The sequence below is a fragment of the Nanohaloarchaea archaeon SW_7_43_1 genome (assembly GCA_003009795.1).
GTDB lineage: Archaea > Nanohalarchaeota > Nanosalinia > Nanosalinales > Nanosalinaceae > SW-4-43-9.
In genome coordinates, this window is the sequence record PXPE01000001.1 from 889,982 (window position 1) to 910,650 (window position 20,669).

The 20,669-nt window shown below is 42.2% G+C and carries 23 protein-coding genes and 2 tRNA genes; 15 read left to right on the forward strand and 10 right to left on the reverse strand.

Annotation, left to right across the window (positions count from 1 at the left end):
• The first annotated feature begins 39 nt into the window (after positions 1–39).
• The 6 genes from BRC29_05175 to BRC29_05200 all read left to right on the forward strand — a co-directional run bounded on the left by BRC29_05175 (position 40) and on the right by BRC29_05200 (position 5,653).
• Positions 40–636: a threonylcarbamoyl-AMP synthase gene (locus BRC29_05175; GenBank protein PSG99481.1), complete on the forward strand. Its 597-nt coding sequence runs from the start codon at positions 40–42 to the stop codon at positions 634–636.
• The gene (locus tag BRC29_05180; GenBank protein ID PSG99482.1) at positions 633–2,306 is read left to right on the forward strand and encodes a potassium transporter Kef; all 1,674 of its coding nucleotides are present in this window, start codon (positions 633–635) and stop codon (positions 2,304–2,306) included. The genes BRC29_05175 and BRC29_05180 overlap by 4 nt, the downstream gene beginning before the upstream one ends.
• Positions 2,290–3,951: a potassium transporter Kef gene (locus BRC29_05185; protein ID PSG99483.1), complete on the forward strand. Its 1,662-nt coding sequence runs from the start codon at positions 2,290–2,292 to the stop codon at positions 3,949–3,951. The genes BRC29_05180 and BRC29_05185 overlap by 17 nt, the downstream gene beginning before the upstream one ends.
• A complete protein-coding gene (locus BRC29_05190) occupies positions 3,948–4,526 on the forward strand; it encodes a Kae1-associated kinase Bud32 (GenBank protein ID PSG99484.1) in 579 nt (192 codons plus the stop codon). Before BRC29_05185 ends, BRC29_05190 begins: the two co-directional genes overlap by 4 nt.
• Positions 4,527–4,554: 28 nt before the next feature.
• A complete protein-coding gene (locus tag BRC29_05195) occupies positions 4,555–5,115 on the forward strand; it encodes a hypothetical protein (GenBank protein PSG99485.1) in 561 nt (186 codons plus the stop codon).
• Between the two features lie 100 nt (positions 5,116–5,215).
• Positions 5,216–5,653: a 30S ribosomal protein S15 gene (locus BRC29_05200; protein PSG99486.1), complete on the forward strand. Its 438-nt coding sequence runs from the start codon at positions 5,216–5,218 to the stop codon at positions 5,651–5,653.
• 35 nt (positions 5,654–5,688) lie between these two features.
• Here the strand turns inward: BRC29_05200 and BRC29_05205 are convergent, their stop codons facing one another.
• Positions 5,689–6,609, reverse strand: coding sequence for a hypothetical protein (locus tag BRC29_05205; GenBank protein PSG99487.1), 921 nt, complete (start codon positions 6,607–6,609; stop codon positions 5,689–5,691).
• A 114-nt stretch (positions 6,610–6,723) separates the two neighbouring features.
• Between BRC29_05205 and BRC29_05210 the strand changes: the two genes are divergently transcribed.
• Positions 6,724–8,091: a hypothetical protein gene (locus tag BRC29_05210; GenBank protein PSG99488.1), complete on the forward strand. Its 1,368-nt coding sequence runs from the start codon at positions 6,724–6,726 to the stop codon at positions 8,089–8,091.
• A gap of 172 nt (positions 8,092–8,263) precedes the next feature.
• Positions 8,264–8,818 carry a hypothetical protein gene (locus BRC29_05215; GenBank protein ID PSG99489.1) on the forward strand — a complete coding sequence of 185 codons (555 nt, stop codon included), beginning with the start codon at positions 8,264–8,266 and terminating at the stop codon, positions 8,816–8,818.
• Between the two features lie 8 nt (positions 8,819–8,826).
• On the opposite strand, the gene BRC29_05220 is transcribed toward BRC29_05215, so the two are convergent.
• Positions 8,827–9,264, reverse strand: coding sequence for a peroxiredoxin (locus BRC29_05220; GenBank protein ID PSG99490.1), 438 nt, complete (start codon positions 9,262–9,264; stop codon positions 8,827–8,829).
• A gap of 379 nt (positions 9,265–9,643) precedes the next feature.
• On the opposite strand from BRC29_05220, the gene BRC29_05225 reads away from it, so the two are divergent.
• From BRC29_05225 to BRC29_05245, 5 genes are all read left to right on the forward strand, one after another.
• Positions 9,644–9,731: transfer RNA gene (locus BRC29_05225), tRNA-Leu, on the forward strand.
• A 77-nt stretch (positions 9,732–9,808) separates the two neighbouring features.
• Positions 9,809–10,159, forward strand: a complete 351-nt coding sequence (locus BRC29_05230; GenBank protein ID PSG99491.1) for a 50S ribosomal protein L18e — start codon at positions 9,809–9,811, stop codon at positions 10,157–10,159.
• Positions 10,159–10,587 carry a 50S ribosomal protein L13 gene (gene rplM, locus BRC29_05235; protein PSG99492.1) on the forward strand — a complete coding sequence of 143 codons (429 nt, stop codon included), beginning with the start codon at positions 10,159–10,161 and terminating at the stop codon, positions 10,585–10,587. Before BRC29_05230 ends, rplM begins: the two co-directional genes overlap by 1 nt.
• Positions 10,584–10,991, forward strand: a complete 408-nt coding sequence (locus BRC29_05240) for a 30S ribosomal protein S9 (GenBank protein ID PSG99493.1) — start codon at positions 10,584–10,586, stop codon at positions 10,989–10,991. Before rplM ends, BRC29_05240 begins: the two co-directional genes overlap by 4 nt.
• Before the next feature lie 62 nt (positions 10,992–11,053).
• The gene (locus tag BRC29_05245; protein ID PSG99494.1) at positions 11,054–11,251 is read left to right on the forward strand and encodes a DNA-directed RNA polymerase subunit N; all 198 of its coding nucleotides are present in this window, start codon (positions 11,054–11,056) and stop codon (positions 11,249–11,251) included.
• Between the two features lie 13 nt (positions 11,252–11,264).
• On the opposite strand, the gene BRC29_05250 is transcribed toward BRC29_05245, so the two are convergent.
• Both BRC29_05250 and BRC29_05255 read right to left on the reverse strand, forming a co-directional pair.
• Positions 11,265–11,666: a hypothetical protein gene (locus BRC29_05250; protein ID PSG99495.1), complete on the reverse strand. Its 402-nt coding sequence runs from the start codon at positions 11,664–11,666 to the stop codon at positions 11,265–11,267.
• 13 nt (positions 11,667–11,679) lie between these two features.
• Positions 11,680–12,477: a ZIP family metal transporter gene (locus BRC29_05255; protein PSG99496.1), complete on the reverse strand. Its 798-nt coding sequence runs from the start codon at positions 12,475–12,477 to the stop codon at positions 11,680–11,682.
• Positions 12,478–12,631: 154 nt separating this feature from the next.
• Here BRC29_05255 and BRC29_05260 point away from each other — a divergent pair, with 154 nt between their 5' ends.
• On the forward strand, positions 12,632–14,053 hold the full coding sequence (locus BRC29_05260) for a hypothetical protein (GenBank protein PSG99497.1): 1,422 nt from the start codon (positions 12,632–12,634) through the stop codon (positions 14,051–14,053).
• A 48-nt stretch (positions 14,054–14,101) separates the two neighbouring features.
• Positions 14,102–14,176, forward strand: a tRNA-Glu gene (locus tag BRC29_05265).
• Between the two features lie 73 nt (positions 14,177–14,249).
• Here the strand turns inward: BRC29_05265 and BRC29_05270 are convergent.
• The 6 genes from BRC29_05270 to BRC29_05295 form a co-directional block, all read right to left on the reverse strand.
• Positions 14,250–14,528, reverse strand: coding sequence for a hypothetical protein (locus tag BRC29_05270; GenBank protein PSG99498.1), 279 nt, complete (start codon positions 14,526–14,528; stop codon positions 14,250–14,252).
• A 348-nt stretch (positions 14,529–14,876) separates the two neighbouring features.
• Positions 14,877–15,584: a citryl-CoA lyase gene (locus tag BRC29_05275; protein PSG99499.1), complete on the reverse strand. Its 708-nt coding sequence runs from the start codon at positions 15,582–15,584 to the stop codon at positions 14,877–14,879.
• Positions 15,585–15,674: 90 nt separating this feature from the next.
• Entirely contained in the window at positions 15,675–17,708 is a 2,034-nt protein-coding gene (locus tag BRC29_05280) for a hypothetical protein (GenBank protein ID PSG99500.1), read from the reverse strand.
• Positions 17,709–17,963: 255 nt separating this feature from the next.
• Entirely contained in the window at positions 17,964–18,860 is an 897-nt protein-coding gene (locus BRC29_05285) for a succinate--CoA ligase subunit alpha (protein ID PSG99501.1), read from the reverse strand.
• Positions 18,860–19,489 carry a hypothetical protein gene (locus tag BRC29_05290; protein ID PSG99502.1) on the reverse strand — a complete coding sequence of 210 codons (630 nt, stop codon included), beginning with the start codon at positions 19,487–19,489 and terminating at the stop codon, positions 18,860–18,862. The genes BRC29_05285 and BRC29_05290 overlap by 1 nt, the downstream gene beginning before the upstream one ends.
• Entirely contained in the window at positions 19,486–20,613 is a 1,128-nt protein-coding gene (locus tag BRC29_05295) for a hypothetical protein (GenBank protein PSG99503.1), read from the reverse strand. The genes BRC29_05290 and BRC29_05295 overlap by 4 nt, the downstream gene beginning before the upstream one ends.
• Between the last annotated feature and the right edge of the window lie 56 nt (positions 20,614–20,669).

The window sequence follows — 20,669 nt, forward strand, 5'->3', positions numbered from 1 at the left end:
AATAACGTGATTTATTGAAAGTTGATCTGATTATAGTATATGTGTGTAAATATGGTTCTAGAAAACCAGGTTGAAGAAGCCAGAAAAATTATCGAAAAAGAAGGAACAGTTATATTCCCCACTGAAACGGCCTATGGGATAGCAGCTGACGCAACGAATAATGATGCGGTGGAAAAAGTCTACAAAATGAAGCAGAGGCCCCGAAGCAAGGGATTAACGACCATAGTCTATTCTCTGAAGCAGGCAGAAAAATATGCAGAGTTATCAGAGGAGGAAAAGAAAGTAGCGGAGGAATTGATGCCTGGACCTTTGACAGTGGTGGCTGAGAAGAAGGGGAATATCCCTGACAACCTAAACGAGCATTTCGCATTCCGGATATCCTCCACGGAAACAGCGAGAAAGCTGGCTGAAAACACTCCTATAACCGCTACCAGCGCCAATATCTCAGGTAAAGAAACCTCTTACTCAGTCGAGAACATATCCCCCGAACTCAGGGAGAAAGCAGATTACATAATTGATCATGGAGAACTTGACAACGGGCCGACTTCTACTATATTGGAGTTAAACAACGGAATCACGGTTCACCGGGAGGGACCTATTAAGAGGGAAGAAATACAAAAAATCATACAGGGATGAACGCCGGCTTTGAAGCACTAGCCTTGATTATCGGTCTGGCCACAGTACTATCCTTCATCGCGAAGAAAACAGAACAACCGACCGTCATAAGCTACATTTTGACAGGCTTGATACTCGGCCCGGTAGGTATAGGCCTGCTAGGGCAGACTGAAACAACACAGCTTTTCTCAGAACTGGGACTCGTATTCTTACTTTTCTTCATCGGCCTGGAGATAAATGTTAGCAAGATTCGAGAGGTGCTTGGACCGACAGTTCTAATAGGAATCGCCCAAATGGCTCTTTCAGCAGCTCTAGGATTCGCAACCGGTTTTCTACTAGGTTTCACAGTAATTGAATCAGTTTTCTTTGGTGCTGCAGCAATGTTCAGCTCGACAGCCCTAGTTGTAAAGATACTAACAGATAAGGATGAGGCAAGCACTCTACCAGGCCGCCTGGACATAGGAATTCTACTTATACAGGATATAGTTGTCGTTCTAATACTGGCAATTCTAACTGCTAACTTCAACAGCATAACAGGTACCCTGTTCCGGTTCGGGGAGATACTCGTGATGATAGGTCTCGTAGGAGGTATATCACTGGCATCATCAAAGTACCTCCTACCTAAAATGTTTAAGAAAACATCAATCAACAGACATGCATTTTTCATCTACGGCATTGCATGGGCGTTTACATTGATATCTGGAGCCCAATATCTAGACCTGTCTCTGGAGATCGGAGCTTTCTTCGCCGGCCTGAGTCTGGCACAGCTCCCTTACAGTAGCGAGCTTCAGGAAAGAGTGCGACCATTAACCGACCTATTCATGGCTCTCTTCTTCATCAACTTCGGACTACAAATACTGCCGGAACAGTTATCCACCTACTTTGTAGAAGCAGTTTTAGCCTCAGCAGTTCTTATGATCGGAAAGTTCGGTATATTCTTCGGACTAACGGATCGCATGAAATTCACACCCCAGACCTCGTTCAAAACCAGTATTAACATGACGCAGATAAGCGAGTTCTCGCTTATTCTGGGAGCATTAGCTGCCTCAGAACAGCTGATAGGTCAGAACTTTCTCGGCTTCATCAGTCTTGTTGCAATAATAACTATGAGCTCGTCTTCCTACCTGCTTAACTTCAATGAAAAAGTCTATAGAAAAGTGGAGGGTCTTGTGAGGAAGATAACAACTGATGAGGGAGAAGATGTAGAAATCGAACGGATGAGTAATCACGCGATAGTGATCGGTTATGACAGAATCACAGAAAGGCTTTCTCCCCTCCTTGAGGAAACTTATTCTAACGTTGTGGTTATAGACAAGAACCCGGAAAATACGAGAGAACTAGCTAAATCATCTTACGAGTATATCTACGGCGACTTTAACCACGGAGAGATAAGAAAAGCTGCAGCAATAGAGAAGGCAGAAATTATCATCTCAGTATCCAAGGATAGGAAGGTAAACCACCAGATACTGAGAGACAAAAAGCGGGAAACAATCGCCTTCCTCGAAGCAGACAGCTTCGAAGATGCAGCCGAGCTATACGAGAAAAATGCGGATTACGTGGTGATAGAAAACATTGTTACAGGGGATAAAATGGCTGATTACCTTGAGCTTTACCTTGAGGACCCGAATCTATTTCAGGAAGAAATAGAAGACGAACTCGAGACTATTCACTGGGGTGGTAGAAATGGCTGAACTGATCACTTCTCTCACACTGATCTTTGTCGCATCCGCAGCTATGCTCTTGATAGCGAACCGGTTCTCACAGCCGGCGATCCCTGCCTACCTGACAGCAGGTATCCTAATCAGCTTCCACGTCAGTGGAGAGGAATTACTTGGACTGGCACAAATAGGTATTGCCTTCCTCATCTTCATATTCGGATTAAAATTTGATCCAGAAAAACTTATGGCGGTCGGCCGAGAGGCACTCTCCGTGAACCTCGCTCAGATACTTTTAGTTGGAGCGGTCAGCTTCAGCTTTGCACAGATAATCAATCTAGGTATTCTACAGTCCATCTACTTTAGCACCGCTGCAACCCTCAGCTCCTCACTTGTGGGTTTGGAACTGGTTTCCGAAGAGGTGGATAAGAACTTGATTCACGGAAGACTCGCTGAGTCTATACATCTTATCCAGGATGTACTCGCGGTCGGTTTGGTCGTAGTCCTTTCCTCTACACAGTTCACATACTCAAAAATAGGAGCTAATATAGCTGTGGCCGCAGGGATAATAATAACAGCGTTATTGATCAGAAGAATACTTTTCGATAAAATAGCGGCTCTAGCAGATGGGTCAACCGAGCTTTTAATGCTAATAGGTATATCCTTCCTTACCGGTTTTATTGCATTATCCGGATACTTCGGGCTTTCAATAGTGGTAGGTGCCTTCGCAGCAGGTATAGCGGTCGCCCGGTTTCCTCACAACCTTGAATTACTTGATACAATGGGCTCTCTCAAAGACTTTTTCTCTGCAATCTTCTTCGTTACCATCGGAGTACTTGTCACTTTCCCTGATCCAGCCACTTTACTTCTAACGCTTGGTCTTATAGTATTAACGGTCATAATCAAGCCCGCTCTGATAGTTATTTCAGTTATACACCAAGGCTATGATCCAAGAACTTCCTTCTTGACAGGAGTTAGTCTTGACCAGACAAGTGAGTTTGCTCTCATAATAGCGATACAGGCATGGATAGCCGGGCTAATAATTGAACCTCTTTTCCAATCAATAATACTGGCCGCAACGGTAACAATGACAACTTCTGCATACACAAAAGTATACGAACATCAGCTCTATGAGCTACTGGAAAGATTCAACATTCTAGAACCTGAGGAACAGATTCTTCCGGAAAGCAACATAGGCTCGGAACTAGAAAATCATGTAGTTCTGATAGGTTACGATGTTCAGGGGAAAAGAATTGCAGAGCAGCTGAACGAGATGGATGCCAACTTCATTGTAATGGAGAATAACCCTGAAAAAATCTCCGAACTCAGGAAAAAAGATGAAAAATTCATTTATGGAAACGTCTTAGAAACTGATACATGGAGACACGCACATCCAGAAGATGCCAAAGTAATCGTCTCAACAGTACCTTTCAGACAGGTCTCTGATCAAGTACTATCAGTTGAGACTGATGCCGGTAAAATCCTTAGAGCCGGTGAAGTCGAAGACGCAGAAAACCTGCTTCATAGAGGCGCCGACTACATAATAGTTCCAGAGATTCTGAGCGCTGAGCTTGTTAGAGAACATATTCTAGGCCTGGAATCTGAGGACGGGTACCGCGAGGAGCTCAGAAGGAGAAGTCTTTTAGAAGTCAGGCGCTATCTTGAATCCGAGGAAGGATGAAAACAGAGAAAGGAGCAGAAGCAACAGTTGAAATAGGAGAAGGCCAAGTAATCAAAAAACGACCTGAGAAAAAGTACCGGCACGAACAGCTGGATGAAAAGATAAGGAAAGAGAGAACCGAAACGGAAAAAAACCTGCTCTCTGAGGCTAATAAATACGGAGTAAATGTTCCAGAAGTCAAGAAAACAGATGCTTCAACCCTTGAACTAGAGAAGATAGAGGGAGAAAAACTCAAGCATAAGGTCGAAAATAAACCAGAACTACTTGATAAACTTGGAGAAAACATTTCTCTACTACATTCTATCGATATAATTCATGGAGATCTAACCACAAGTAATGCCATAGTCGAAGACAGCAAGGTATTCCTGATAGACTTCGGATTATCTTTCCGTTCCCATAGAACAGAGGACCGCGCGGTTGACATCCATCTACTGAAGCAGGTGCTGGAAAGCTCGCATCCGGAAGTGGCAGAAAAAGCATGGAGAAACTTTCTGGAAGGATACAGAGAATACGGGGACTCAGAAGACGTTCTGAAACAGCTAGAAGAAGTAGAACAGAGAGGCCGCTATAAGTAATAAAAGGGAATAGGCTCCAGATAGTTTCATGGCAGAAACAGCAAGAAATAGAGGTACTAAAGCCGCTCTTTATGCGCTGCTTTTTCTCTCGACAACAATTTTCTCAGTGTTCGCAGCACCTATATCTGATATTTTTCTGACCGAAATCTTCGGATTCTTCTTGCTAAATGCTATCATGGTAGGGTTAATAGGTTACATATTCAAAGAGATAAATGGATCCGCAGCCGATACTGTAATTGGCAGTCTTATAATAGCTATAACAAGCTCAGTGTCACTGGCCTCATATAAAGCAGCTTTAGCGTCCCTGCTGGAGTTTTCTGAAGAACTCCAACAGTATATAAATCAAACAGAAACCAGCGGAGAATCCTTAGGTATAATAGGTAATCTTGCCGATGCTAGCCCCAGTGCAGATCTAATTTTTATTTCTTCTATAATAGCATTTAATCTACCAATTTTCTATTCATTGAATTGCGAGTCAAAACTTAAGATAGAAAATTTCTTCTACCTTGTACTGCCTGTATCGCTATATATTCTCCTTAGGATAATTATAACAGTAGCGCTCAACCCGTATGCTGGGTTATCAAAATGAGAATAACTCCGTCTCTTGCTTTCTTTATATAAAAATTGGCTCGAATACTACTTCAGACCGGGAAAGCATCATGCTTGACCGGATCAGCACGTGATAAAAAATGGCAAGAATGCATAACGACGGAAGAGGTTCATCAGGACCTGATAAACCTGTAACAAAGAAAAACCCGAGATGGATGGACTACGATGAGGACGAAGTAATCGATCTCATAGTAAAACTCAGAAAAGACGGTAAAGATCCTTCACAGATCGGAATGGCGCTCAGAGATCAGTACGGTATCCCAAGTGTCAAACAGGTAACTGATAAGAAGATAACAGAAATACTTGAAGAGGAAGGATTCGGACTCGATATCCCGGAAGACCTTCAGAACCTTGTAGACAAGGCAGAATCAATCCAAGATCACATTGAAGAGAACCAGAAAGACGAGGAAGCAATCAGGCAGCTGGAGCTCACTGAGGCAAAGGTCAGAAAGATCGCCTCCTACCACCGAAACGAAGGAAACATTCCAAAAGACTGGAAATACGAAAGAGACGAATGAGCTCTCCTACCATCCAAACATTCTTCCCACAATCACTATCCAAAGTGCTCTTCAGCCCATGAATTAACATCATCAGCAAGACTATCAAGAAACTCTACATCCCTATTCTCATGCACCCATTTACCTGCTCCTACACTCTTGAGTACGGCTAAAGCAACATAATTTTCTTCAACCCCCTCCGACATATCCAATTCTCTGACAGAAATATAGCCCTCCCTAAATCTCTCTAGAGCATCTTTGTCATCAAAGTCGCACAGTTTGTACATGGAATTTATGAAACCAAAATTAGGGTCCCCGTATATCGCGTTATCATAATCAAATACCTTAATTGAAGCATCATCTTCGATCATTAAGTTGGACGAATTGAAGTCTTCATGAAGTATTCTTCTATCAGGTTTCTCTGGCACTTTCTCTAGATCAAAATTCTCAAGTCCTATCTGGGCTGCTCGTTCAAAAATTTCCGGGACATCCTGAAGTTCATCTACTTTCTCTTCAACATATCCTCTCCATGTATCATAAGGCGCTTTTATTCCATCCTCCTCTCGATTAAAATAGCCAAAACCTTCTCCAATAACTTCTGAACTATGAATAAGTGCTAATGCTTCACCTGCATTCTCTACAGCATCCAGATAATTTTCTCTCAAATCCCTACAAGAACTGGAATTGTCTTCTTGGTCTTCTAATCTCTGCTTGAAATTTCTGAACATTTCGCCATTCACTCTCTCAAAAACCACCCCTCCTTCATCTTCCTCATTCTCTATATATCTAATATTTGGCTTTGGAACCTCCGAATCTAACTGATCATAAATATCTCTGATCCTATCAAGCCTCCACTCATCACCTTCTCTAGGAATCTGAACCACAACATCATCCAATGTATAGGTATGCCACATCAGGCCTTCTTTAACTTCTTCGCCAGATTCTCTGGCCTCTTGAATCAACTTTTGATCATCCATAAATATTTTACTATTATGTAATGATAAAACGCTTTTGGTTTTGCTTAGTCAGTATTTCTCACACTTGCATATCAAAACCAATTTAACTCCGGGGATAAAGATCATTCTATAGGAATGGTTGAAGAAATTCTGGAAGCTGCGAAACCTGCAGCAGAGAAACTGAAAGATTTTGACGGCAAAATCAGGTTGGTCGGGCAGTATGACGCTGACGGTATTTCGGCGACCGCAATTGCATATGAGATGCTTGAAAGACTTGGAAAAGACTTCGAATATGAAATACTGAAGCAGCTATACGAGGAAGATGTCGAAAGGATCGCAGAGGAAGACGAAGATCTTATACTGTTTGTAGACATCGGTTCCGGCCAGTCAGAAGCCGTACAGAAACACATAGTTGAGAAAGCAGCAAAAGAAGTAATTATATCAGACCACCACGAACCACAGATAAAAGGAGAATTTCTCCATATCAACCCTCATTTCAACGGGATTGACGGCGGGGAATCAATCTCCGCAGCAGGCACCACCTACCTTCTGGCAGAGGCTATTGACGAGGGAAATATTGACCTGGTGAAGTACGCTCTGATCGGAGCTACCGGAGACGTCCAGAAACAGGACGGAGAATTTCTTGGTCTCAACAAAGACCTACTCAAGAGAGCTGAAGAAAACAGTTTAATCGAGAAACGACAGGGATTGGATCTCTACGGCCGTAGCACCAAACCCCTCCATAAATCGCTAATGTATACCTCAGATCCATACCTTGACGGTATAACCAATAACGAATCAGGAGCTGTACAGTTCATTCAATCCTCAGGAATAGAAATCAAAGATGAGAACGGAGATTTCAAAACTTTAAGCGACTTATCGGAGAAAGAGGAAAAACAGCTGATTCATGGACTGATAACACAGGGCTACGAGGCACACCAGCTGATGAACAACATATACGAACTCCCAAACGGCCATGGAATCGATGAGTTCTCAACAATCATCAACGCATGCGGCAGACTTGGAGAGCCACGGAAAGGCGTCAAGATTCTTCTTGAAAACGATCAAGACCTTGCTGAAAAAATGTCCAGCAGATACGGAAGAAAGATCTCCTCAGCACTCGGCTATGTAGAGGATAACGAGAACAATAGCGAAGTTATCTACGAGAACGGTATTGGAGTAATTGATGGAAAAGACGAAGTGGAGGACGACTTCATCGGAACCATCACAACCATCACCATGAGCAACGGATTCTTTTCGAACGTCCCTGCAATACTTGGAGTCGCAGAAGCCGAGAAAGACAAGATAAAAGCCTCCTGCCGAGCCAGAAAAGAAGCGGTAGAAAACGGACTCAACCTGGGGCACATAATCGAAGAGATATGTAAAGAAATAGATGGAGAAGGTGGAGGCCACAACGTAGCCGCCGGAGCAAAATTCCCGAAAGAGAACAAAGAAGAGTTTATAGAAAAAGTCAGCAAAGGAATCGTGGAAGAAGTTCAGTAAAGCTCTCTAACCGATAATTCTACCTGATCTCTCAACCATTCTCAAGCTCTTACTATACCGGAGAAAAATTCGGGCACAGCTTCTGTGTAAACTTCAAGATCATATTTTTCAAAATCTACAGTTGATTTTGGACGGCCTACTGTTTATAAAGTTTTGATTCGGGTCTAAAGCTATGGCTAAAGCAGTTATTCAGAAAAACTGGTATGAAATACAGGTCCCTGACATCTTTGATGCAGAAGAGATTACAGAAACACCAGCGGAAAAAGACTCTCAGGTAGTAGGGAGAACAGTTGAAGAGAATCTGACAGAACTAATGGATGATTCCAGCAAGTACTATGTAGATGTATCATTCAAAGTAACCGAGGTCGAAGGAAACAAGGCGTTCACAGAGATCGACGGGATGGAATGCTCTTCAGAGTATGTCTCGAGAATGATAAGGAAGAGAAGTAGACGACTTGACGTAGTGGAAGACTTCAGAACCGATGATGACAGGGAAGTCAGAATCAAGGTTGTCGGAGCTACGGTAAAGAAAACTTCGACCAACACTCTAAAAGACGCTAGAGAAGCAATTACAGATATTCTGGAAGAGAAAGCTTCTGAACAAAGCTATAACGAGCTGATGGAAAACATCTTCGTGGACAACATCCAGGAAGAACTCAGAGACAAGGTCAACAAAATCTATCCATTCCGAGACCTTGAAATCAGGAAGACCGAGCTCAGGAAATAATTTTTCATTTACTTTCTGTTCATTCTCAGATACCGGATAACCTCATCTAAATGTTCCCCAGGGTCAACTTTTCTAAAAACCTTCTCTATCTCACCATCTCTCAGTATGAAAGTGGTTCTCTCTGCATAGCCTGACTCCTGTAAGACACCAAACTTTCCGGCTACATCGCCATCTTGATCAGCCAGAAGATCAAAGTTCAGATTGTATTTTTCAGCAAACTCTTTCTGAGCCTCTACTGAATCAGTGCTGACGCCGTACACCCCCAATCTCTTATCTTCCAGCCGCTCGATGTTGTCCCGGAAGCTACACGCCTCTTTTGTACATCCGGGAGTGTCAGCTTTAGGGTAAAAGAAGATTACAGCTTCCCCGATTTTCTCTGAGACAACTTTTTCTCCATCCTGATTTTCGACTTCAAACTCCGGAATAGAATCTCCTTCTCCGTTCATACAGTAAATTTAGAAAAGGATGAGACATAAATACTCGACCTGAGTTAATGCGTCCACATCTTACTGACTGACCCGGTTCAGATTGTGAATTAAGGGGACGTAGAGAAACAAAATGACAAATTCTCATCCTCCATCAAAATCCTCGTTTATCTTCGCAGTAGTCACTCAGTTAGCTACAAAAGACTGTGATTATAGGAACTTCTTGCTGTGCAGTAATTCCAGAAGCCGCTTATGATCAATTCTAAACATAGGCTCAACTAGATATCAAACGATTCATTCAAAAGAATGTCAAGAGAACAATGAAATACAGCAAATGCCGGGGTAGCCAAGTGGTCAAAGAACTCTCCAGCTCAGCTGAAGTGCATTCATCTGTAAGAATGCTCTGGGATTTATCCTAGAAGTTTGAAGGCGACGGACTCAAGATCCGTTCCCGCAGGGGTTCGCAGGTTCGAGTCCTGTCCCCGGCATCTCAATCCATTTATAAGATTTCACTTCTATTTTACTCTTACCGTCAGTGGCTTTTGAGCCGCGAGGTGTACAAATTATGGATAAGAAAGCAGACCCAACAAATCCGGTACTTGTAAATACGATCGAGCTTCTGCAGGAGCAGGAAGCTTCTGTATGGAACAAAGCAGCTAAAGATCTTGGAAAAGTTAATAGAGAACGACCAGAGGTTAATCTTTCAGACATTGAGAGAAATACAGAGGAAGGTGATATAGTGGTTGTACCCGGAAAAGTTCTAGGCTCCGGACGACTCACAAAAGAAGTCGAGGTAGCAGCTTTCAAAGCTTCTAAATCGGCAAAGAATCATATTAACGAAAACGGAGAGTTCAAGTTCATCGAAGATCTAGTGGATGAAAACCCTGAAGGATCCAATGTAAAGGTGATCAAATAATGGCTGTAGTACTTGACGCAGAGAACAAGATTTCCGGAAGACTGGCGACACACGTATCTCGGAAACTGAAGGATAGCGAAGAAGTCAAAGTAGTCAATGCGGAAAAAGCAGTCGTATCAGGAAGCAAAGAAGAAGTACTATCAGAGTATAAACAGAAATACGAGAGAGGTTCACGCGACTTCGGACCACATCACCCAAAAAGCCCGGAGAGAATCCTGAAAAGAATAACAAGGAACATGATCTCCGACACAGAGGAAGGAAAGCGACAGCTCTCCAACCTCAAAATGTATCTTGGACATCCTAAAGAAATCGGGGAAGCAGAGGACCCAGGTACAAAACAAGGAGACCAACTCAAGAACAAGAACTATGTAAAACTTGGTGAAATATCAAAGCACATAGGCTGGGAGCCAAAAGGTGAACTAGAATGACCAACACTGTTCATAGAGAAGGAAGAAGAAAGACAGCAAAGGCAAGAGCAACAGCGAAGGAAGGAAACGGAAAACTAAGAATCAACTCCCGGCCGTTAAACACCTGGCAAAAAACACCGAAACAAAGAATCAAAGAACCGCTAACGATTGCTGGGGAATCAATAATTGAAGATGTTGATATTGAAGTCAATGTTGAAGGAGGCGGAATCCAGAGCCAGGCAGAAGCAATCCGGATGGCGATTGCCCGGACACTAGTTGAATATACTGGAGACAAAGACTTGGAGAGAGACTTCAGAGAGTACGACAGAAACATGATGGTCGAGGACCCCAGAAGAACAGAAACCAGAAAACCTTCCCAGTCAAGCAAGGGAGCAAGACACAAACAGCAAAAATCCTACAGATAGGAGTTGTGCTCCTCTAACACGAAAGCGAACTCATAAAACACACTTCACAAGGTGAACAAAAAATGCAAATACCGGTAAGATGTCTTTCATGCGGGAAAGTCATCAGCGACAAATGGAACGAATTCAACGAAAGAGTAGAAGAAGGAGAGGATAAGAAAGAAGTACTAGACGATCTCGGACTTGAAAAGTACTGCTGTAGAACAATCTTCCTCACACACGTAGACACAGTCGAGGAAGTAGCAGAACACGAGATCACTTGATCTCTACATATTTTCAACCCATTTTTCTTAATCCAGGCAGGATCATTTCCAAGTTCGGAGCTAAATTAATATCATCCAGTTCATCTCCAGAGAACCATTTCAACTCATCAAACTTCTCCTCCTGTATTTCAGGCTCTCCATCTTCGATATCTGCAATATAGCAGTGCCACAGAAACAGTTCATCATTATGCTGGAACTCACCAGAGTAAAACGGCTTCCGCAGTTTGATCTCAACGCCGATCTTCTCTTCTGCCTTTCCAACAGCTGTCTCGGTCGGGCTTTCATCCTCTCCAACTTTTCCACCGGGAACCTCCCAATGGCTATGTTCTGGTCTGTACAGAAGCAATATCTTCCCATCCTCAATTATCAGATTTCCAGCCAGTTCTATCATAGAAACACCTTCATCAAGCAACATTTTTCACATCAACCTACAGAAAGACGAAAAGTGGAAGCATAATTCCAAGACCTGCAAGACAGCCTAAAATAAAAGTATAGCGCCAGTCATCTAATGACTCGCCTTTCTCCTGAGCCTCTTCAATGAACTCTGTCGCTACAAGATAGATCATAGCTCCAGCTGCGAAACCGAATCCAATCGGCATGAACTGTCTAGCCTGTCTAACAAAAACGAAAGCGATTACCGCTCCAATAGGCTGTGGAAGTGATGAAAATATTGTCGCACCCAACATCTTCCACTTACTCATTCCCATCGACCTGAACGGAATAGATATAGCAATTCCTTCAGGAATATTATGTATAGAAATTGCAACAGTCATCAGTATAGCTAAAGGAGGAATAGCAAATCCAAGGAGGGGTACGCCTCCCTCAAATCCTAGTTCGGCGAATGCAACCCCGATAGAAACACCTTCCGGGAAGCTGTGAACTGTTAAGACTCCAAGTATAAGCACCATCTTCTTGAAAGTAGCTTCTTCAAACGCTCCAGGATCAAGCTCGTACTCATCCAGAACGCGGGAAGCACCTTCTACAAGCAATACACCGATGAGAAGGCCGATACTTACCTCAAAAACGCTGCCAGAAGCCAGTCCTTCAGGTATTAAACCAAAAACCGAGGCGAAAAACATTATGCCTGAGGCAAGGCCCCACATACCAACCAGAAGCCGATCGCTGAACTCTTCTTTGAAGAAAAACGGTAAAGCCCCTATACCGGTCGCCAGATCCGTTATAAGACCTGCAAGAAAAACCAGTAGAAGATTTTCAAGCAAAGCCATGCCAGAACATTTTCATTCCTCTATTAAATCACCTATCATTTGATACCAGATATGAATTAAGGGGGTATTCAATTTCCGTCCAGAAGAAAAAAAACTGCCCAGCCGATCTGAAAGCGAACCATTTTATTTAGGATCTTGTAAATATTCGATAACGATGGATTTAGACGGCATATTGCCTGAGATGAAGAAAAAAGACTCTGAGTTTGAAGAGGAGTTGAAGGAACTGCAGGAACATGAGAGAGAAGAAGTAATAGAAGAACTAAACCAGGTTTTGGAAAAGTCTTTGAAGGAGAAACAATCGAATCTGAGGCAGGTTTTCGAAAGTTACAGAGAGAATGATAGAGAAAGATTCCTGAAACTACTCAACGGTATCAAGGAAGAAGTTTTCAAAGAGGTATCAGGTGAAGTATCTCAAGTAATACAGGATGAGCACAAGAATATCGCTGCGATGATCGAGAACAAGTTCCAGAAGATCGAAAAACACAATGAAGAGTTCAACCAAAGCTTGAGAGAGGATGTAGAGGAATCACGAGAAAAACAATCCAAGGAACTGAAACAAGATATAAAGAAAACAAGAAAACAGTTTAAACGGAAAACAAAGGAACTGGAGAAAGGGAAAGCGGACTCAGAAGAACTAGAAAATATTGGGAATGCACATCAACAGTTTCTTGAGGAACTAGAGGAAAAGGTGGAAAAAAAGATTGATGAAGACAGTTTTGAAAACGAGAAAAATAGATTAAATTCAAATATAACCGAGCTTGAAAGAAAACAAAAAGAAACTGAGAAAGACATAGAGAATAAAGTAGACGAAGAAATACAGGAACTAAGAGATGAAAAGAATAGATTAGATTCAGATATAAGCGACCTTGAAAGAAAACAAAGAGAATTAGAGGAAACTGAGAAAGACATAGAGACTAAGGTAAGCGAGGAAATAGATGAATTAAGAAACGAACTAAACAATGACATTGATGAAGAATTTGAATCAAGAAAAGAAGATCTAAGGAAACTGGAGAACAGGATTGAAGAGGAGAATCCAAAAGAAGAGCTGGAAAAAGAAATACAGAAAACTAAGAGAACACTGAAGAAAGCCAGTGAGAAACTGGAGAAAAAAGTAGAGAACATAGATCAGGATCTAAAAGAGTTTGAGGATAGAATCCAGACGAGAATAAGAAAAGACAGAGAGGACGTAATAAAGAAGCTGAGAGCAGATATTGAGAAGAAACCGGATATTGAAAGAGTTGAGGAAATGGAGTACGGAATAAGGAAAATTCAGAAGAAACTAGAAGAACTAGACAACGGCAAAACCCAATCCCTATCTCTAAATAACAGAACAAGATCTAGTCAAAACTATTTGAATCCTTCTGAAGTTGATGAGGGAATGATCGGAGAAAAAATATCGGTGATGGGTGAGTTAAAGTACAAAAGCGATGTCTCAGGATCACGTCTCTACACAATTAACGGACCAGAATCATGGATTATAGTTAAATCCGATGAGAACCTGGCTGAAAAAGAACAAGTATTAACCGGCAAGCTCGACAAACTGGAAGATGATCTATACCTTGATCTGAACAGTTAAACACCATTAAAAGTCTTAGTACCAACTTTTTCTACACAAGTTCTAAATGCGGTCGTGGTGTAGTCTGGCCAAGCATGGTGGCCTTTCGAGCCGCCGACCCGGGTTCAAATCCCGGCGACCGCATCATTTCATGTGGTTTGGACTTATGAGTTCTGAGAAAATCTAGCTCTCAACAGTACCGGTGTTAGTATCGACTTCAATCTCCGTAGACCATCCGAAGTCTTCTTTCGGCCATTCTCTCGAGACATTCTTCTTCGAGCTCTTCTCCTTCGTTATATGAGAATACTGAGAACCAGGTAGTATCTTCATCACATTCTACTTGGAAATAAACATCACTGCCATTTCTCTCAGTCACAGCTCGAAGCTCTTTATTTTCTTCATCATGATCAAGAACTTCCTCACTATCTACGAAATAATCAATCAAAAGGTCATATTCCCATACTCCCAGGTCATAACGTTGCTCTGTCTTACCCATGAATTTGTGACTAAACAGTAAACAATAAATACCTTTCGGTTCAGTCATAGTTCTGCCGAAAAGCTTTCAACCTGTAATCCAGATTCTTTAGAACCTCTCTAGCTATCTCACTTGATTTGAAGTATAGCTTTCTCCGCTCACCGTCCACTTTCAAGTTAACCGAGTCAAGTACAGATCCTATCTCATACTCAATATCCTTTATCTGGGAAAAATCAACTGAATCAACAAGTTTCTCCTCACCCTCTCTTTCCTCCCTCCCCTGAATCCAATGATTGTCGGATTCTTCTCTTTCAATATGTCTCTTTGAGATAGCTATATTCCCTAGCTGTGACTCAAACTCCTCATATTCTATGGTTGATCACCTGTATACTCTCCGCTCTCACGGCGAAAGTCTTCTTTATCCATTTCTTCTTGGACATGGGCAACTAGACCGGGAGTTCTGGCTATTATGAACAATCCTTTTCCAAGTCTGTGATCCCAGCCAAGATCACTCATCACACCAGCAATAGCTCCATCAACATTAATTGGGAGAGAGACTTTTCTGTCTGAGAAAACTCTTTGGACAGCTTTCATCTTCTCTGTGCATTCTCCTTCCAATCCTAGCTCCTCGGCTTTCTTGAAGATTTTCTCGGTTCGAGGATCCTTCTCATCGTAGACTTTGTGGCCAAGACCCGGGATTTTCTTATCCTTAAGTAATTTCTCTTCGACTATCTCCTCAGCTGAATTCTTTGACTGAAGTAATCTCATCACCCCCTCTATAGCTCCACCGTGTTTGTCACCTAAAGCCGAGATTCCTGCTGCAACGGAAACATTCATGTCGTTCCCTCCACTTTGTACTGTTCTCGCAGCCACTGTCGATGGATTCCCGACTCCGTGATCTATACAACTTGATAAAATAGTTTTGAACATTTCAGATTCTTCCTCACCAGGTATTTCACTTTTCAAAGTCAAAAATATTGCATCGGAGAAATCCATGTCCATAACTTCTTTGATGGACTCTCCCCGCACATTGGCATCCTCTCCTGATGATGAAACCGATGTTTTCCATTCTGTCATTATTCAAAAAATACCTCCTGAAGTTTTAGATAGGCTCATATCTATAACCTAAATCCAAAAATTTAATTCAGTGTCCGAATTTGTGATAACTTAGGTTGAGGCTTTTTCCATCTCTTCAGCTGCTCTCGCAAATATGTAGAATGCTTCTTCATCCCAGTTTTCAGGCCTCCAACGGTTTTCTCGGTATTCCGATGACTCTAGATCTATGTTTGAGGCATCCAGAAATCTTTCATTGTTGTATTTCGGACTTTCGTGTGGTTTGTCACTGTATATTACGGGTTCTCTGTCGTCATACATCATTGTTTCGGGATCTATGGAAGGAATCACGACCCTATCAATGTTATCAATTTCAAAGGACCCAGAGTTTTCTACAGCTTCCTTATACGCGGCTGACTGAACCACATAATTTGGTTTTAAGGACCCTGTCTTAAGATCTAGTAATACATTCTCACCGTCTTCATCCTCGTATATCATATCAACCGTGCCTCCATAAGAAACAGTTTCGTCTCCATCAACAGGATGCTGGGCTGTATGAACAAACTCTTTCTCCGCGGCAATTACTCTGTCTTTACTGAGACCTAGATCTTGTTCAAGGTCTTCAAATTTTTCTTCTACCCAACTGATTTCTTTTTCGGCGAGTTCTCTGCCATTACTTGCGAACCCTGAAGGATTTTCATCGTATTCAAGTACTTCAAACTCATCATCTCCTTTCCAGTCTATAATATCCTTCAAAGGCCCTAGATCATCTTCAGAGGCCTCAAGTTCTTCTAAATCTTTCCAGTACTTTTCGGTATTACCCTTTACTTTTTCAGGGTCATCAACATAGTTTTCGAAAACTTCTTCGTGTGCCAATGTTCCTCTGGTTCCCGCGTATTCTGTTATAATATCTGAATCGTATTTTCCACCGGCTCCATCATAAATGTTTTTCCAGTAAAACAAGCCACCGCCTGTATCGATCTCTTTGTGGAACGGGAACTCTGATTTTTTCTCTTCATTCCATTCATCGTAGCCGTTTGGGAAAGGATCAATTATGGTTGTTACAGAGTAGGCTTCACTGTCTCCTCTCCTGTAAACTCTTAATCCCCATTCATCAGTCCCTCTCTCAACATCAAGCAAAGCCTCCCTCGCAGCCGCATTTAGATTGAAGTTTCTCAAACTTCCTTCAGATTCTGCTACGGCATCCATGAAATCGATTGGGTCTGTATCATGTGGAGGTACTATACCTGTCAGGTCACTGATTTTTTTGGAAGCTTGATTGTTGATGTCAGTAGCGTTTTTGGACTCATTTCCGGCCTCCACAACTGCATCAGGAACAATGTCTTCTTCCAGAATCACGGAATCAAGTTCGGAATAATAGACGGTCTCAATATAATCTCTGGGATCCATATCGGCTCTTTTCAGGCCTGTTTTTTGTTCTAGAGTCTCTGCTATCTTCTCCATTGATTCCTCAACAGGTCCTAAGGTTCTATCAACCAGTTCATCAATGCTATCACTTTCCACTTTTTCCCGGGCTTCATCCTCAGTTATGGAATTGATCTGGCCCCATTCCAGCCCGTTTTTTCCGGGGACTAAAGGATAAATGATCTCCGCTTTCTCTGCATCAGAGCCAATTAACCTAACCGCTGCCTCAACTTCATCTACTTCATCAGGTTCTCCAAGCTTTGGAACCCTCAATACATCATCGTCTTTTAATCCCAACCTGTCTTGGAATACTGCGTTTTTCCTAGTCAGATACTTATTCTCTACAATCGATCTATCTCTTTCCGTATAAGTGTCCGCAAGATAATTTCCTGTTCTTTCTACAACCTCATCGACAGGCAATCCAGCAATTTGAGGAATTTCATCCGAGTTCTCAACAAATGGAGAAAGATCTGACTTCGCCGAATCTTTTAGATTCATCTTACTTTCATCACCCAACATAAATCCTCTCCATGCTGTCAAAAATTTATCTCTATCATCGGAGTTAATACGGGGATTAATACCATTGAATCTTCGATCTTCGACACCAACCACAAATTCAGACAAAGCACCATAGAATTCAGGAGTTATACTTCGGTTAAACTTTGTTCCCGGTAAATTGCTTAATATGTCATCGAAAACTTCTTCAGACGTATCACCGTCCATTTGAAAGTTTGCTATAGTACTAGAATCAATTTTTAGGGGTCTACTCATACACAGGAACCCCCATGATAGAATGCGTTATCAAATAGGCCTTCATAGGTGAAGGCCTCAAGCATTAGATTACCTCATAAGTTCTAATGTTGTCAAAAGTTTTGCATGCAAAATTCCCTTGTTCCCCCCGAAACATTATGTAGGAAAATAGGTTCGCAATTTTATATAATTAACTCTTTCCCGACCAAGACACAGAATAATTATTGCTTACTTAATCTCTAGATCCTCTATAACATCTCCAATCTCGTGATGGAAATCTGCTACATGAGCTCCTGCATCTCTCAACCTTTTTTCTTTGTAGGACGGTTTATCAGTATCTTCTCTGATTATAGCGCCGGCATGACCGTAACTCTGTGAAGGCATTTTCTCTGTGAAATTTCCTGCTACAAATGCGATAAGGGGTTTTGAGAAAGCTCCCTGTTCGATAAGTTCGGCAGCTTTGTTCTCGTAAGTTCCGCCTAGCTCACCGAACATGACAACAGCTTCTGTCTGATCATCGCTTTCAAACATTTTCAGGGCATCGGCAAAAGTGGTACAAGCGATTCTGTCTCCTCCAAGCCCGATAGCTGTCGAGACACCGAAACCTGCCTGACGTACCACCCATGCTGTCTCTGTTGTCATTCCTCCGGATTTAGATATTATACCTATTTTTCCAGGTTTATAGACTTCTTCAGGTCTGGTTCCTCCTATAGGACCTAATTTACATTTTCCTGGCGATATTATGCCTACCGAAGTTGGACCTACAACACGGACATCTTTCTCTTTAGCTTTTTCATGGATTTTCCAAGAATCCTTAGTTGGAACTCGTTCCGTAACTATATCGACAAGCTCTACATCGTTTTCAATTGCTTCGAAAGCGGCATCTTTGGCGGCTGATGGCGGTACATAAACAAGGGATGTGTTGATCTGCGGATGATCATCAAGGGCTTTCTCTACTGTATCATAGACAGGTACTCCTTCTACTTCCAGTCCTCCTTTTCCTGGAGTTACCCCGGCTATAATATCTGTTCCGTATTCAAGCATCTCCGATAGTTTCTCTGAGGCTTCTCTCCCTGTTATACCCTGGATCACCACTTTTGTATTATTATTTACCAGTATAGACATTATTCCACCGCCTCCTTCACAGAATTGAGCGTGATTTCATCTACAGGATCATACTCTTTATCCTCACCAAATACCTTATACTGGCTTACTAGAACGAAATCCATGCCGACCTTCTGGCATTCAGGATCTCTATCCAAGTTGTTTCCAAAATATGCGAAATCCTTTCCGGGGCGTCCTCTAATATTCAGGAACTCCTTGAATATCTTCGGATCCGGCTTTTCTACACCAATCTCTTCTGAAACGACTAGACCTTCATAGGGAACATTGTGAGCCTGCAGCTGAGCCGCCATCCACTTTTTACCTTCAACAGTATTGTCGCTGATAAATCCGATAGGCCCCATCTTTTCAGAGATCTTCTTCAAAGTCTCAAATATACCTGCTTCCTCCATATATCGGCGTTCTCTATCCTTGTATTTTTCGATTATTCTAAGAGGATCACCGTGATCAAGACCGTGTTCGTCCAGATATTCTTTGACTTCGGAAGCTGTATATATCCTGAAGTTATTGACATCAAACTCGGGGATCTCTTCCGCACCCTGCTCTTTCATCTCGTCCTTTATGAGTTCATTTTGAAGCCTAAAAGATGGCATCAATGTATCACCTATGTCAAATACCGGTATTCTACTCATCCTTCTTCACCTTGTTCTACCATCTCCATCAATGTTTCAGCTGTCTCCGTCATTGAAGTATCATTTCTGTAAAGCTTCATATTCAGATCAAGTCTTTCTCTAGTTTCTCTCAGAAGCTCAAATGCTTTATCCGCATTCGGGCCATCACGTCTCACAACAATCGGGTAATCCGGTTTTTCATCTTCCAAGGCCTGGCAGAAGCCTTTCATAGTCCTGTAAATATCAGTATTGTTTGCAGTTCCTCCTACATGCCAGAGACCTCTCAATCCGGGTTTTGACATTATTACTTTGCTCAACCTGTAAACTTTCTCAGTTGGAGGGTTACCGCCGTACTCTGTATAGTTTGCAGGTTCTCCACCGTATTCGATCATTGCATCCATGTTAGTCAGGGAAGCTCCGCCTCCCGCAAGCATCATGCCAATATCTCCATCAAGCTCAGTATATTTACCCGCTACCCCCCGATGATCATCTTCATCGATCTTCTCCGCTTTTTTCTCTCGTTCCGTCTTTTCCCGGGTCATAACTGAGCGTTCCGGATAACTCCATTCATGTCTGAAAGCGGCATCATCTTCTAGGTCCATCATAGCATCCAGAATTACATATTTTTCTCCTGTATAGACTAGAGGATTTATCTCAAGCAGTCTTATATCCTCTTCGAGGAAGCTCTGAAATAGGCTGTAAGTAATACTTGCTAGATCTGAGACGTCCTCGACATCTCTCGGCTCCAGAAAATCTTGGAAGTCATTTTCTCCTGTATCGGCCTTGAGAGGAATCTTTTTCACGTCCGTATCTTCTACACCTGTTCCTCCCTCACCGGAGAATAGGAGAGCTGGTTTCCTGGTATCAGTATCGTAAAGAAACCCGATATAGTATTCCGATTCAAAACCAAGTTTCTCCTCTATTAGAACGTTGTTTACTTCATATCCATTTACTTCTCTATTCTTCATTTCATCAGCTATTCTCTCTGCTTCCTCACGGCTCCCAGCAAATTTTATCCCGCCATTACCGGCTCTGTCATTGGCAAGGACCTGTGCCTTCACGACCAATTCCTCGCCGTCTTTATCCGGTACATTTATTCCTTTCTTTTCCAGAAGATTCTTTGCTTCCTGTTCGTACAGCTTCACATTTAATGATTATAGCTGTAATTGATAAATCTAGTTTCAATTAGAATTTTAATACT